This window comes from Burkholderia vietnamiensis LMG 10929 (assembly GCF_000959445.1).
In the GTDB taxonomy this organism is placed as follows: domain Bacteria; phylum Pseudomonadota; class Gammaproteobacteria; order Burkholderiales; family Burkholderiaceae; genus Burkholderia; species Burkholderia vietnamiensis.
The window spans coordinates 1,304,810-1,318,880 of the sequence record NZ_CP009631.1; the positions used below are offsets into that span (position 1 = coordinate 1,304,810).

Below are 14,071 nucleotides of genomic sequence, written 5' to 3' on the forward strand. Positions count from 1 at the left end.
GTCAGGTCAGTCGTCGTGCGAGGTTTCGGCGCGCCGGCTCGCGAGCGGGTTGCGGCGCACCAGCAGCACGTGGACCTGCCGCGCATCGCCGCGCTGGATCTCGAACACGAGGTTGCCGAGCTGCAGCTTCTCGCCGCGATGCGGCACGCGGCCGAAATGATGGGTGATCAGCCCGCCGATCGTGTCGACCTCGTCGTCCGGGAAGTCGGTGCCGAAGGTCTCGTTGAACTGTTCGATCTCGGTGAGCGCGCGCACGCGGTAGCGGCCGTCGGGCGCCGAGATGATGTTGCCGGCCTCTTCGTCGAAGTCGTATTCGTCCTCGATGTCGCCGACGATCTGCTCGAGCACGTCCTCGATCGTGATCAGGCCCGCGACGCCGCCGTATTCGTCGACGACGATCGCCAGATGATTGCGGTTCACGCGGAAGTCGTGCAGCAGCACGTTCAGGCGCTTCGATTCGGGGATGAACACCGCCGGGCGCAGCATGCCGCGCACGTCGAATTCTTCCTCGGCGTAAAAGCGCAGCAGATCCTTCGCGAGCAGCACGCCGATCACGTTGTCGCGGTTCTCCTCGAACACCGGATAGCGCGAGTGCGCCTTCTCGAGGACGAACGGGATGAAATCTTCGGGCTTGTCGGTGATGTTGATCGCGTCCATCTGCGCACGCGGCACCATGATGTCGCGCGCACACAGGTCGGACACCTGGAACACCCCCTCGATCATCGACAGCGAATCGGCGTCGATCAGGTTGCGTTCGTGCGCATCCTGGAGGATTTCCAGCAGTTCCGTCCGGGATTCCGGCTCGGGCGAGATGAAGTCGGTCAGGCGCTCGAGCAGCGAGCGCTTTTCTTGCGGTTTGTCGATTGGCTTACGACTGGGATACGAATCGTTCATGGTGGTGCGCCCGGATCATGCCGGGGCGCGCGGTCACGGAGTAGGGAAGGATACACCAAGGGCATGGCGCGGCCGTGTCACCGGCCGTCCGGCCAGGCCGGGCGGCCCGCGCGTCGGCCGGGACTCGACCGCGCGCGGCACGGCGGCCCTGCTTCGGGTCCATCCTATCTCAGAAAGGGCCGGCAGCGCAGCGAAGGCAAAAATACCCGGGCGGGAGCGGGTGCGGCCGGCGGCCCGAGGCCCGAGGCCCGAGGCCCGAGGCCCGAGGCCCGCGCGGCGGCATTTCGTCGCGCCGGCCCGGCGGGCGCCGCGTCAGAAGCGCATGCCGGCCGAGCAGCCGCCCGCGGCCGCGCCGTTGGTCGCGGCGCCGCCGCAGCCGAACATTCCGCAGCCCGACACCGCGACGCTCGCGGCGATCAGCAGCGCGGCGACGATGCAGCGCGATCTGGTTGACGGTTTCATCGTGGCCATCCTGGTTCGAATGCAGGGGCGCGGCGGCGCGCTCGCCCGGCGCGGACCGGCGTGCGGCGCCTCACCGGCATCGCGAGAGCAGCGCTTCCAGCGCGCGATCGGGGATGCCGCTCGCGCGCAGCGCGTCGACGGTGCGGCTCACGTAATCGAGCGTCGTGCCGTAGCGGCCCGCCGCGCTGTCGAACACCGCCTTCACGACGGGGTCGGGCAGCTTGCCCGTGTAGGTGGGCGCGTCGCGGCGCATCACGAACGCGAGCGCCTGCACGCGTTCGCCGGTCTCGAGCGAGCACGGCAGCCAAGCGGGCCGGTACGAGCCCATCGGCATTTCGCGTTTCCACAACGTCTCGAGATGCGGCTGGGCGGTCGGGCCCGCGATCCGGAATGCGATGCCCGCGCAGGAGCCGCCGCGATCGAGCGCGAGCACGAGGCCCGGATGCTCGGGCGTGCCGCGGTTCACGCGCGACCACAAATAGAGCCCGCGGTGATAGCCGTGCACCTTGCCGCGCACGGCGGCGACCGTCGGCAGCCCGGGGTTCCAGATCAGCGACCCATAGCCGAACAGCCACAGGTCTTGCCGGCCGTCCCAATCGCGCATCGTGTGCGCGAGCGACGCGGCGAGTTCCTCTTCCGTCAGCAGCCGGCCCTCGCCGATCGACGGCGGGTAGGCGGGCGGCAGCAGCGCGGCGTGGTGCATGGTGCGGACGGCGTTTACTGGTACGGGTTCGGGAAGCCCAGCTTCGCGAGAATGTCGATTTCGAGCGCTTCCATTTCGGCGGCGTCAGCGTCGCTCGTCTCGTGGTCGTAGCCTTGCGCGTGCAGCGCGCCGTGGACCAGCAGGTGCGCGTAGTGGGCCGCGAGCGGCTTGTTCTGCTCGCGCGCTTCCTTTTCGACGACCGGGCAGCACAGCACCAGATCGCCGATCACGGTGCCGTCCGGCGCCGGATCGTAGGCGAACGTCAACACGTTGGTCGGATAGTCCTTGTGGCGATAGCCGGCGTTCAGCGTGCGGCCTTCTTCCTCGCCGACGAAGCGCACGGTGAGCTGCGCGCTCGCGAACAGCGCCGGCTCGATCCATTCGGCGATCAGCTTGCGCTTCGGCAGCGTCTTGCGCAGCTCGGCGGTGATTTCGTCGCCGTATTGCACGGACAGTTCGAACTCCAGTTCGCGGCCGCCTTCATCCATTTCTTCGTCGCGCGGCGCGAGTTCGGCGCCGACGTGCAGCGTCACGCTGTCGTAGTGCTCGGGCTGCAGCGCGAGCTTCGCGCGCATGGTCGGATCGTTGTGCTGAGCGACGATCGCGACGGCCGCGTCGCCCGAGCTGCCCGACAGGTCGAACATCAGGCTGCGGCCATCCGGGAAGTCGATTCGCAGCCCTTGCGCGTTGACGCTCCGGGCCTTGCCCTTCGCATCGAACAGGGAAACACGGGGGGATTCTGGCGCGGCAGACTGCGCGCGCCCGGACTTGCGAGAACGGGATGATTTCATGACTGGGGCGGCGATTGGAACGCGTTGAGGATACACCAAACGGCCGATCGCACCCGAATGCGCCGCGTCCGGACGCGGGTGAAAAAATGCCCGGCGCGCCGTCGGGCGGGCCGGGCCGGTGGCTGCTGCGGCGCGCGGGCGCCGCAGCAGCGTCACGCGTCGTCAGGCGTCCTCATGCGTCCTTGTGTTGCGCGTGGAAGTCGTCGTACGCCTCGACGATGCGCGCGACGAGCGGATGGCGCACGACGTCCGCGCTCGTGAAGCGCGTGAGCGCGATCCCGCGCACGTCGCCGAGCACCTGCTGCGCCTCGACGAGCCCGCTCTTGTGTCCGCGCGGCAGGTCGACCTGGCTCGTGTCGCCGGTGACGACGGCCTTCGAGCCGAAGCCGATCCGCGTGAGGAACATCTTCATCTGCTCGGGCGTCGTGTTTTGCGCCTCGTCGAGGATGATGAACGCGTGGTTCAGCGTGCGTCCGCGCATGTACGCGAGCGGCGCGATCTCGATCATCTGGCGCTCGAACATCTTCGCGGTCTTGTCGAAGCCGAGCAGGTCGTACAGCGCGTCGTACAGCGGCCGCAGATACGGGTCGACCTTCTGCGCGAGGTCGCCCGGCAGGAAGCCGAGCCGCTCGCCGGCCTCGACGGCCGGGCGCGTCAGCACGATCCGCTTGACCTGGTCGCGCTCGAGCGCGTCGACCGCGCATGCAACCGCGAGGTAGGTCTTGCCCGTGCCGGCCGGTCCGATGCCGAACGTCACGTCGTGCTGCAGGATCTGCTTCAGGTATTCGCGCTGCGCGGGCGTGCGGCCGCGCAGGTCGGCGCGCCGCGTGTACAGCTTCGGCGCGGGCTCCTCGTCGGGCGCGGCGTCGTCGAGCGCCGCCGCCGGTTCGTCGAACGGATGGTCGGGATCGCCGCGAAAGCGCACGTCGACCGTGTGCTGCCGGCCGTTGCCGGCGGTGTGACGCACTTCGACCAGCGCGAGCTGGATGTCGTCGACCGACAGCGGATCGCGGGCGCGGTTGTAGAAGTTCTCGAGCGCCGCGAGTGCGAGCTTCGCGCCGCGGCCGCGGATCGTGATCCGGTGGCCGCGCCGCGCGAGCGTCACGTCGAGCGCCTGTTCGATCTGCCGCAGATTCTCGTCGAGCGGGCCGCAGAGGTTCGCGAGGCGCGCGTTGTCGTCGCGCGGTGCGGTGAATTCCAGTGCTTGGACGGTCTTCAAAGTAGCGTCGGGCTCCTGTGGAACGTCAGTCGGTCAGTGGGTGGCCGCGCTCGCGTCGTCGCTCACGAGCAGCAGCTCGCCGCGCAGCGAGTGCGGGTACGCATGGTTGATCTTCACGTCGATCATCTGGCCGATCAGGCGCGGGTGCGATGCGAGCGGTGCCGGGAAGTTCACCACGCGGTTGTTCTCGGTGCGGCCCGACAGCTCGTTCGGATCCTTGCGCGACGGGCCTTCGACGAGAATGCGCTCGACCTTGCCGACCATCGACTGGCTGATGCGCGCGACGTTCTCCTCGATGGTCGCCTGCAGATGTTGCAGGCGTTTGAGCTTGACCTCGCGCGGCGTGTCGTCGTGCAGGTTGGCGGCCGGCGTGCCGGGCCGCGGGCTGTAGATGAACGAGAAGCTGGTGTCGTAGCTCATCTCGTGGACGAGCGCCATCATCTTGTCGAAGTCGTCTTCGGTCTCGCCGGGGAAGCCGACGATCATGTCGGTCGACAGCGACAGGTCGGGGCGGATCGCACGCAGCTTGCGGATCACCGACTTGTATTCGAGCACCGTGTAGCCGCGTTTCATCGCCATCAGGATCCGGTCGGAGCCGTGCTGGACCGGCAGGTGCAGGTGGCTCACGAGCTTCGGCACCTTCGCGTAGGTGTCGATCAGGCGCTGCGTGAACTCCTTCGGATGCGACGTCGTGTAGCGGATCCGCTCGATGCCCGGAATGTCGGCGACGTATTCGATCAGCGTCGCGAAATCGGCGATGTCGGCCGAGCCGGCGCTCAGCGCGCCGCGGTACGCGTTCACGTTCTGGCCGAGCAGCGTCACTTCGCGCACGCCCTGATCGGCGAGGCCGGCCACTTCGGTCAGCACGTCGTCGAGCGGGCGCGACACTTCATCGCCGCGCGTGTACGGGACCACGCAGTAGCTGCAGTACTTCGAGCAGCCTTCCATGATCGACACGAACGCGCTCGGGCCTTCGACGCGCGCGGGCGGCAGATGGTCGAACTTCTCGATCTCGGGGAACGTGATGTCGACCTGCGCGCGGCCGCTCGCGCGGCGCGCGTCGATCATCTGCGGCAGGCGGTGCAATGTTTGCGGGCCGAACACGAGGTCGACGTACGGCGCGCGCGACACGATCGATGCACCTTCCTGGCTCGCGACGCAGCCGCCGACGCCGATCAGCAGGCCGGGCTTCGCTTCCTTCAGCTCGCGCACGCGGCCGAGATCGGAGAACACCTTTTCCTGCGCCTTCTCGCGCACCGAGCACGTGTTGAACAGGATGATGTCCGCGTCTTCGGGCGTGTCGGTCTTCTCGAGGCCTTCGGCCGCATTCAGCACGTCCACCATCTTGTCCGAGTCGTACTCGTTCATCTGGCAGCCGAAGGTCTTTACGTAAACTTTCTTGGTCATGGGGTTCGCCGTTCGCAGTGGTTGACCTGGGGGCGTCGTCAAGGGTGAATCGGGACGGCCGCGCGCTGCATGCACGCTGCATGATATGGCGCGCATGGGACAGGACAGGCCGTCGGGAAAGCTTTCCATTATAGCTTTTCGCGGCCCGCCGGACCGGTGGCCGGTTGCGGGCGCGCGCCGCCGTGCCGGTGCGTTCCGGCCCCTTGCTGGCCCCATCCCGGCAAGGGGCGAGCACAGACGTCGCGCGGAACACCCATTGCGCCGCGCTGCTGATAACGGTGTGAAGATAACTTCGTTTGCCCGCTCCGGGCCCGGTGATAGCGTGTCGATACGCGCCGTGCATGGCGCACTCCGATTCCGGCTTACCCCATTGCAGGGCCGCATCGCGGCCCGGAGGTCATGCTATGTCTACACCCCTGGCGCTGGTGCGCGACGTGTCTTCGTTCGAGTCCGGCGACGCCGCCGGCGCGCGGACGTCCGCTTCGCTCGACGCGCTCGAGCACGTCGTCGGCGTGAATCTCGCGCGCCTGCGTGCCGAGCGGCAACTGTCGCTCGATGCGCTCGCGCGGTTGTCCGGCGTGTCGCGCGCGATGCTCGCGCAGATCGAATCCGCGCGCAGCGTGCCGTCGATCAAGGTTCTCTGCAAGATCGCCGCGGCCCTGAAGGTGTCGGTCGCCGCGTTCCTGCGCCGTCACGCGGTGAACGGCTTCGAGCATCTGGCGGCCGAGCGCGCGGTGCGCGTCGTCAGCTCGAACGGCCGCTTTTCCGCGCGCGCGCTGTATCCGGAAGGCGAACCGGCCGCGGCCGAGTTCCACGAGCTGCGCATCGCGCCGCTGCATACGGAGCCTGGCACGCCGCGTGCGCCCGGCACGACGATCAATCTGGTGGTCAGCGAGGGCACGCTCGAAGTCAGCGTGCATGACCGTCGCCAGCTGCTCGCGACCGGCGACGCGATCGTGTTCGACGCCGACCAGCCGTACAGCCTGCGCAACCCCGGCGACAGCGATGCGCGCGCGTTCCGCGTGACGGTCGGCCCCGAGGCGCCGCCGCGCTGGCACGTGCGCGATGCGGCCGCGGCCGGCTCGGCGGCCGGCTGATTGCGCGCGAACGCCGCGATTGCCGCGGCGGGCGTCGGGCCGTAGCGGCGACTTCGTTAGACGGTGTCGCCGGTAAGGGTATAGCCGCGGTTCGCTGCGCGGCGTTTGCAGCTGAGGTATGCTTTGCCCGCTGGTTCCGGGATCGATGTCCCGGCCGGCAATCAGTGCGTCTTCAGGGCGGGGCGAAATTCCCCACCGGCGGTAGGCTGGCGAAAGCCGGCGAGCCCGCGAGCGCCCGCGCAGCTGCGCGGGGTCAGCAGATCTGGTCGAATGCCAGAGCCGACGGTCATAGTCCGGATGAGAGAAGATGTGCAGATAGTCATGTCCGTCAGGGCCGCTTCGCCGTGCGTGCGTAGCGGATTGTCGTTCTGTCTGTTTGCAATGCCCTGAAACGTTTTTCGCCCAAATCGTAATTGCGAGGAGCGTTTCACATGTCCTTCAAGTCCGTTTCGTCGGCACCCGCCGACGCCTTTGCCGATCTCCCGTTGCTCGAATCCGAACCGGTGCCGCCGCGCATCGCCGCCGCGCTCGACGCGTTGCGCGCGGGCCGCGCGGTCGTGTTGCAGGACGATCACGACCGTGAGAACGAGGCCGATCTGATCGTCGCCGCCGAGCGCATCACGCCCGAGACGATGGCGCTGCTGATCCGCGAGTGCAGCGGCATCGTGTGCCTGTGCCTGACCGACGACAAGGTCCGCGCGCTCGAGCTGCCGCCGATGGTGCAGACCAACGAGAGCCGCAACGGCACCGCGTTCACCGTGTCGATCGAGGCGCGCGAAGGCGTGCATACCGGCGTGTCCGCGGCCGACCGCGTGACGACGATCCGCGCGGCGATCGCCGACGATGCGAAGCCGTACGACATCGTCCGCCCCGGCCATGTGTTCCCGTTGCGTGCGCAACCGGGCGGCGTGCTCGCGCGCCGCGGTCACACCGAAGGGACGATCGATCTGTCGATCCTCGCGGGCCTGAGGCCGGCCGGCGTGCTGTGCGAGCTGATGAACCCGGACGGCACGATGACGCGCGGCGACGACGTCGAGCGCTTCGCGCAGCAGCACGGGCTGCCGATGCTGACGATCGCCGAACTCGTGGAATTCCGCGAGGCGCTGGCGGCCGCGCGCGAGCGCTGCTGCGAGCCGGCCTGAGCGTGGCGCACGGGCGCGTCGTTGCGCCCGGCGCACCGCGTGCGCGCAGCCGCGCGCACCAGTCGATTTATCGCGCGGCGGCCAACCGTCAGGACTGCACGTCGCCGAATTCGCCGCGTACGCCGGCCGCGACGAGCGCCGGCAGTTCGTCCATCCGGCGCATGATGCGCGTGATGCCCATCGCGCGCAGCGCGTCCGCGTAGTTGTCCGGGATGTGGCTCGCGCCGACGAACGCGATCGTCTTCATGCCGGCCGCGCGCGCCGCGTTCAGTCCCGACACGCTGTCCTCGACGACGACGCAGCGCGTCGGCTCGACGCCGAGCGTCTGCGCCGCATGCAGATAGACGTCGGGGTAGGGCTTCGGTCGCGCGACCTGCTCGGAGCTGAACACGCGATCGCCGAAGATCTCGGTGAGTGCCGCGCGCTTGAGCGAGCTGCGCACGCGCACGAGCCGGCTGTTCGATACCACCGCGGCCGGCAGGCCGACCTGCATCAACGCGTCGCGCACGCCGGTGATCGGCGCGAGCGATTGCGCGAGACCGGTCTCGATGTTGTGCTCGACGGTTTCGATGAAGTTCTCCGGCATCCTGATCCCGAACCGCGCTTCGAGCCCCGCGAGAAAGCGTGACGTCTGCTGGCCGAAGGCCGACTTTGCAGCGTCTTCGAAATCGAGGTGGGGGAACGTGGCGGACAGCGTGTCGAACAGGACGCGGTCGGCGATGACTTCGCTGTCGACGAGCACGCCGTCGCAGTCGCAGATAAGGTGATCGAGCATGATGAAGAAGATGCGGGGTGTCGGCGACGCCGAACGTGCCGCCATGATACGTGTTTTCGCGATGCGGCCAGCGGGCTTGGGGGATGTGCCGGCGGCGTGCGGCTGACAGATTCGGCTTCGGTGCAGATGATTGGCGACTGCGGCGAGCGGCGTCGGCTGGGTGCCGGCATGCGGGGGCGGGCCTGGCGTCGCTGCGCATGCGAGGCCGCCGTGGCGCGACGCGGCTCGCCCTCGCAATGCCGGGCGCGAGGCAGGCCAGATTCGGCTTCGAGGTAGATGAACGGCTGCCGCGGCGGGTGGCTTCGGCCGGGTGTCGGCATGCGTGAACGGGATGCGCGTTGACGAGCATGCGGAACCGCCGTGACGCGACGCGGTTCGCCACCGGCGATGCTGGCCGCAGGCAGCGGCGGCAGCAGCGGGCGTCACCGGCGCACTGCGCCGTGACGCCGCGTGAGGAGTTCATGAAGCGCGCGACGGCGGCCGCCGCGCGCCGTTTCGAAACCGCCAACCGCCAACCGCCGCCGCCGCCGCGCTCAGGCCATCGCGTGCAGGCGCAGATACAGGCCGGCAGCCGCGGCGCCGCCGAGCAGCGGGCCGATCACCGGCACCCACGCGTAGCGCCAGTCGCTGTCGCGCTTGCCGGGAATCGGCAGCAGCGCGTGCATGATGCGCGGCGACAGGTCGCGCGCCGGGCTCATCGCATAGCCGGTCGGGCCGCCGAGCGAGATGCCGATGCCGAGCACCAGCAGGCCGACGGGCAGCGCGTCGAGCGCGCCGAGGCCGACCTGCGGCGACGCAAGGTACAGCACGCCGAGGATCAGCACGAACGTGCAGATCGCTTCGGTCAGCACGTTGTGCGTGGTGCTGCGGATCGCGGGCGCCGTGCAGAACACCGCGAGCTTCAGGTCCGCGTCGGCTTCGTTCGCGAAGTGCTGGCGATACGCGAGCCACACGAGCAGCGCGCCGGCCATCCCGCCGAGCATCTGCGCGATGACGTAGCCGGCGACCTTCGACCACGCGAACTTGCCCGCCAGCGCGAGACTGATCGTGACGATCGGATTCAGGTGCGCGCCGCTGAACGACGCGGTCACGTAGACGGCGACGAACACCGCCATCGCCCAGCCCATCACGATGACGATCAGGTCCGCGCCTTTGCCCTTGGTCTTCGCAAGCAGCACGTTTGCGACCGCGCCGTTGCCGAGCAGCACGAGGATCGCCGTGCCGATGAATTCCGCAATATAAGGTGACATGTTGTCTCTCTTGGAGTGCGGCGGACTCGCGCATTGCGCGGCCCGCCGGTGTTGTTGTATTTCGTTTGGACGTGTTGCGGCCAGCGCCGCGCTTACTGCGTGTCGTCGGCCCACGCCTTGGCCGCGCGCACCGCGCGCTGCCAGCCTGCCATGCACTGCTTGACCTGCTCCTTCGGCATCGACGGCGAGAAGCGGCGATCGAGCTGCCACTGGCTGCGCACTTCGTCGAGGTTCTTCCAGTAGCCGATCGCGAGGCCCGCGAGGTAGGCCGCGCCGAGCGCGGTCGTCTCGGTGATCTGCGGACGCACCGCGTCGACGCCGAGCAGATCGGCCTGGAACTGCATCAGCAGGTTGTTCGCGCTCGCGCCGCCGTCGACGCGCAGCTCGCCGATGCTGATCCCCGAGTCGGCTTCCATCGCGGCCAGCACGTCGAGCGACTGATACGCGATCGCGTCGAGCGCCGCGCGCGCGAGATGGGCGGACGTCGTGCCGCGCGTGACGCCGAACACCGAGCCGCGCGCGCGGGCATTCCAGTGCGGTGCGCCGAGGCCCGCGAACGCCGGCACCAGATAGACGCCGTCGGTATGCGGCACGCGCGCGGCCAGCGCTTCGATTTCGGCGGCCGTCTTGATGATGCCCATCCCGTCGCGCAGCCATTGCACGACCGCGCCCGCGATGAAGATGCTGCCTTCGAGCGCGTACTGCACGTCGTCGCCGATCTGCCAGGCGATCGTCGTGACGAGGTTGTTCCTCGACTCGATCGGCTTGTCGCCGGTGTTCATCATCAGGAAGCAGCCGGTGCCGTAGGTGTTCTTGACCATGCCCGAGGTCGTGCACATCTGGCCGAACAGCGCCGCGTGCTGGTCGCCCGCGATGCCCGCGAGCGGAATCTTCGACGCGAACACCGTCGTCTTCGTATGGCCGTAGATTTCCGACGAAGCCTTCACTTCCGGCAGCATGCTGCGCGGGATGTCGAGCAGCTCGAGCAGCTCGCTGTCCCACTCGCGCGTGTGAATGTTGAACAGCATCGTGCGCGATGCGTTCGTCACGTCGGTCACGTGCAGCTCGTGCTTCGTGAAGTTCCACACGAGCCAGCTGTCGACCGTGCCGAACGCGAGCTTGCCCTGGCGCGCCTTGTCGCGCGCGCCCGGCACGTTGTCGAGAATCCAGCGGATCTTGGTCGCGGAGAAGTACGAGTCGATCGGCAGGCCGGTCTTCGCGCGCACCTTCGCCTCGAGGCCCTGCTGCTTGAGCGAATCGCAGAAGTCGGCGGTGCGGCGGTCCTGCCACACGATCGCGTTGTAGACCGGCTGGCCGGTTTCGCGATCCCAGACGATGGTCGTCTCGCGCTGGTTGGTGATGCCGATCGCCGCGATCGACGTGCCGTTCAGGCCCGTGCGCGTGACGGCTTCGGCGGCGACGCCGGCTTGCGTCGACCAGATTTCCTGCGGGTCGTGCTCGACCCAGCCGGGTTGCGGGTAGATCTGTTCGAATTCCTTCTGGGCGATCGAAACGATGTTGCCCTGGCGATCGAACAGCATTGCGCGGGAGCTCGTCGTGCCCTGGTCAAGCGCGAGGATGTACTGGTCCTGCATGTCTCTCATCTCCATCCGTGGATCGGCGTAGTTGTGATGCGCGCCGCATATTACGCGGCGCGTCGGTGAATCGACATCGGTAAGGCCACTGCAAATGCAAACTGCAACTGCAAACGGGTCAGGCGTGCGGCGCGTGTGCGGCGGTGAACCACGCGTCGAGCGCGGCCGTCACCGCGTCGAGCGTGCCGGGCGCGACGTGCAGGCCGAGCTTCGAGCGGCGCCACAGCACGTCCTGCGCGCAGGTGGCCCACTCGACGTCGCGCAGGTAGCGCAGCTCCGCGTCGAACAGGTCCGGTGCGACTTCGGCGCCGAGCTCGGCGAGCGACTGCGCGCCGTCGAGCATGCGCTCCGCGCGTGTGCCGTACGCGCGCGCATAGCGGCGCGCGAGCGCGGCGGGCAGCCACGGGTGGCGTGTCGCGAACGCGTCGGCGAACGCGTCGAACTTCGCGTCGGGGATGTCGCCGCCGGGCAGCGGCGCGCCGGCCGTCCACGTCGGCGCGTCGCGGCCGAGCGCGCGGCACAGCATGTCGCCGGCTTCCTCCGCGAGCTTGCGGAAGGTCGTGATCTTGCCGCCGAACACCGACAGCAGCGGCGCGCCGGCGCCGTCGTCCATCTCCAGCCGGTAGTCGCGCGTGACGGCCGACGCGTTCGCCGCGTTTTCGTCTTCGAGCAGCGGGCGCACGCCCGAATAGGTCCAGTGCACGTCGGCCGGCGAGATCTTGCGTTTGAAATAGCGATTGATCGACTCGCACAGATACTGCGTCTCGTCGCGATCGATCGCGACCTTCGCGGGATCGCTCGTGTATTCGACGTCGGTCGTGCCGATCAGCGTGAAGTCGTGTTCGTACGGGATCGCGAAGATGATCCGCTTGTCCGGATTCTGGAAGATGTACGCGTGGTCGTGCTCGAACAGGCGGCGCGTGATGATGTGGCTGCCCTTCACGAGCCGCACGCTGTGATGCGCGCCGCGGCCCAGCGCGCCGTGCAGCACCTCGCCGACCCACGGGCCGGCCGCGTTCGCGACCGCGCGGGCGTGGACGACGCGCATCGAGCCGTCGGCAAGCTGGAGCCGCGCTTCCCATGCGTCGCCGACGCGCTGCGCCGACACGAGCTTGGTGCGCGTGAGGATCTCGGCGCCGCGCTCCTGCGCGTCGAGCGCGTTCAGCACCACGAGACGCGCGTCGTCGACCCAGCCGTCCGAATAGACGAAGCCGCGCTTGATCGAGTCGATCAGCGGCGCGCCGGCCGCGTGGCGGCGCATGTCGATGCCGCGCGAGCCGGGCAGCAGCTCGCGTTTCGCGAGGTGATCGTAGAGAAACAGGCCGACGCGGATCAGCCACGCCGGCCGCAGGTTCGGCATATGCGGCATCACGAAGCGCAGCGGCCACATGATGTGCGGCGCCGCGCGCAGCAGCGTTTCACGCTCTTGCAGCGCCTTGCGGACGAGGCCGAACTCGTTGTATTCGAGGTAGCGCAGGCCGCCGTGAATCAGCTTCGTGCTGCACGACGACGTGTGCGACGCCAGGTCGTCCTGCTCGCAAAGCAGCACCGACAGGCCGCGGCCCGCCGCATCGCGCGCGATGCCGGCGCCGTTGATGCCGCCGCCGACGACGAGCAGATCGTAGCGATTCGGTTGTGTCACCTGCTGTCCTTATCGTCTGATGGAAATTGGCGAACATGAAATGTTCGAATTCGAAATTTAACGAACGGAATCGAAAAAGTAAAGTTCGAAAAAGCGGGCCAGTGGCGCGCGGCGCGACCGCGGGCGATACTGACGCAATCGACCGTTTCGCGAGGTGAATCATGCGTATTGGGATGTGGGCGGGCGCGTGCGCCGTGTTGCTGGCGGGGTGCGGCGTCGGTGTGCCGCCGCTGGCGGGCAACTGGCGCGCGCCGTCGTTCGTCGACCTGGAGACGAGCTGCGGCGGCGCCGCGCGCGATTGGGGCGACGACGCGGTGCCGGTCTATTCGACGCTGTACGACGCGTACGTGGCGAAACGCTATCGGGGGCTGACGGAAACGAACTATTGTGCGTTCGTAAACGAACTTTCAGCGCGCTACGCGGCGCCGAACTCGGCGCAGCGTGCCGCGTGGATCGCGTATTTCAACGGCGCACGCGCGCAGGCCATCAGTTGGCGCGCGACGGTCGATCCGACGCTGCGCGGCGGCTGACGCGCGAACGCACGAAGGGCGGCAGGGAGGCGGAAAGCGGCGCGGCCGGGAATCCGGCCGGCGCGCGGGTCATCTGGAACGGCGGTGCGGCGGGCGCTTCATGAATAGCGGTATTTGATGGATCGCAGCGCGGCGTCGCCGGTTTCGGTCACGCAATATCGGCGTCCCGATCCCAGGCCTTCCAGCCGGACGAGTTGCTGTTCGAGCAGCGCGTCGAGTTCATCGCGCTCCATGTCGCCCTGGTCGGGGGCGTCCTTCACAAGCAATAGCGTGGCGAATTCATGCGGACTCAGCATCGTTCTCTCCATGGCAACCGGTCTGCCCGCGCGGCTGGCGTGAACGCCGGTGCGCGATACCCCGCGGGTAGGGCTTGGGGGGAAAAGCTGCATTCGCCGGCCGGGATGTCGCATATGCGCTGCCAGGAGCGGATCGTGCGACGGGCCGGGGAACTGGAGTCTAGTCGAGCGTGCGGGCAACGACAAATCGTGCCCCGTTAATTTTCCGTTTGACACAGGCGCGCGCCGCAAGCGGTTCGGCCGGCGCGCGAACTTCTTGATTTCACTT

14 protein-coding genes and 1 riboswitch are annotated in these 14,071 nt (G+C 68.3%); of the genes, 3 read left to right on the forward strand and 11 right to left on the reverse strand.

Translation table 11 applies throughout. The features are described from left to right. Nucleotides 1–6: 6 nt before the first annotated feature. From AK36_RS15930 to miaB, 6 genes are all read right to left on the reverse strand, one after another. The gene (locus tag AK36_RS15930; protein WP_011885962.1) at nucleotides 7–894 is read right to left on the reverse strand and encodes an HlyC/CorC family transporter; all 888 of its coding nucleotides are present in this window, start codon (nucleotides 892–894) and stop codon (nucleotides 7–9) included. 312 nt (nucleotides 895–1,206) lie between these two features. Continuing rightward, nucleotides 1,207–1,356: a hypothetical protein gene (locus AK36_RS33980; protein WP_164716012.1), complete on the reverse strand. Its 150-nt coding sequence runs from the start codon at nucleotides 1,354–1,356 to the stop codon at nucleotides 1,207–1,209. A 70-nt stretch (nucleotides 1,357–1,426) separates the two neighbouring features. After that, entirely contained in the window at nucleotides 1,427–2,059 is a 633-nt protein-coding gene (locus tag AK36_RS15935) for a gamma-glutamylcyclotransferase (RefSeq protein WP_011885961.1), read from the reverse strand. Between the two features lie 14 nt (nucleotides 2,060–2,073). Beyond that, entirely contained in the window at nucleotides 2,074–2,850 is a 777-nt protein-coding gene (gene ybeY, locus AK36_RS15940; RefSeq protein WP_041493888.1) for an rRNA maturation RNase YbeY, read from the reverse strand. Between the two features lie 172 nt (nucleotides 2,851–3,022). Beyond that, on the reverse strand, nucleotides 3,023–4,069 hold the full coding sequence (locus AK36_RS15945) for a PhoH family protein (protein ID WP_011885959.1): 1,047 nt from the start codon (nucleotides 4,067–4,069) through the stop codon (nucleotides 3,023–3,025). A gap of 33 nt (nucleotides 4,070–4,102) precedes the next feature. Continuing rightward, on the reverse strand, nucleotides 4,103–5,476 hold the full coding sequence (miaB, locus tag AK36_RS15950) for a tRNA (N6-isopentenyl adenosine(37)-C2)-methylthiotransferase MiaB (RefSeq protein ID WP_011885958.1): 1,374 nt from the start codon (nucleotides 5,474–5,476) through the stop codon (nucleotides 4,103–4,105). Between the two features lie 404 nt (nucleotides 5,477–5,880). On the opposite strand from miaB, the gene AK36_RS15955 reads away from it, so the two are divergent. Together AK36_RS15955 and ribB are read left to right on the forward strand one after the other, a co-directional pair. Then, the gene (locus tag AK36_RS15955) at nucleotides 5,881–6,573 is read left to right on the forward strand and encodes a helix-turn-helix domain-containing protein (protein ID WP_011885957.1); all 693 of its coding nucleotides are present in this window, start codon (nucleotides 5,881–5,883) and stop codon (nucleotides 6,571–6,573) included. A gap of 164 nt (nucleotides 6,574–6,737) precedes the next feature. After that, nucleotides 6,738–6,886: riboswitch (FMN riboswitch) on the forward strand. Nucleotides 6,887–7,004: 118 nt separating this feature from the next. After that, a complete protein-coding gene (gene ribB / locus AK36_RS15960; protein ID WP_011885956.1) occupies nucleotides 7,005–7,715 on the forward strand; it encodes a 3,4-dihydroxy-2-butanone-4-phosphate synthase in 711 nt (236 codons plus the stop codon). An 88-nt stretch (nucleotides 7,716–7,803) separates the two neighbouring features. On the opposite strand, the gene AK36_RS15965 is transcribed toward ribB, so the two are convergent. The 4 genes from AK36_RS15965 to glpD form a co-directional block, all read right to left on the reverse strand. Beyond that, complete coding sequence (locus AK36_RS15965) at nucleotides 7,804–8,490, reverse strand: HAD family hydrolase (RefSeq protein ID WP_011885955.1); 687 nt, start codon at nucleotides 8,488–8,490, stop codon at nucleotides 7,804–7,806. Between the two features lie 533 nt (nucleotides 8,491–9,023). Beyond that, complete coding sequence (locus AK36_RS15970; protein WP_011885954.1) at nucleotides 9,024–9,740, reverse strand: MIP/aquaporin family protein; 717 nt, start codon at nucleotides 9,738–9,740, stop codon at nucleotides 9,024–9,026. Between the two features lie 92 nt (nucleotides 9,741–9,832). Next, entirely contained in the window at nucleotides 9,833–11,335 is a 1,503-nt protein-coding gene (gene glpK / locus AK36_RS15975; protein ID WP_011885953.1) for a glycerol kinase GlpK, read from the reverse strand. 118 nt (nucleotides 11,336–11,453) lie between these two features. Continuing rightward, nucleotides 11,454–12,977 carry a glycerol-3-phosphate dehydrogenase gene (glpD, locus tag AK36_RS15980; RefSeq protein WP_045578793.1) on the reverse strand — a complete coding sequence of 508 codons (1,524 nt, stop codon included), beginning with the start codon at nucleotides 12,975–12,977 and terminating at the stop codon, nucleotides 11,454–11,456. A 161-nt stretch (nucleotides 12,978–13,138) separates the two neighbouring features. Here glpD and AK36_RS15985 point away from each other — a divergent pair, with 161 nt between their 5' ends. After that, nucleotides 13,139–13,507: a hypothetical protein gene (locus tag AK36_RS15985; protein WP_045578794.1), complete on the forward strand. Its 369-nt coding sequence runs from the start codon at nucleotides 13,139–13,141 to the stop codon at nucleotides 13,505–13,507. Between the two features lie 98 nt (nucleotides 13,508–13,605). On the opposite strand, the gene AK36_RS15990 is transcribed toward AK36_RS15985, so the two are convergent. Further along, complete coding sequence (locus AK36_RS15990; protein ID WP_011885950.1) at nucleotides 13,606–13,803, reverse strand: hypothetical protein; 198 nt, start codon at nucleotides 13,801–13,803, stop codon at nucleotides 13,606–13,608. Nucleotides 13,804–14,071 lie beyond the last annotated feature (268 nt).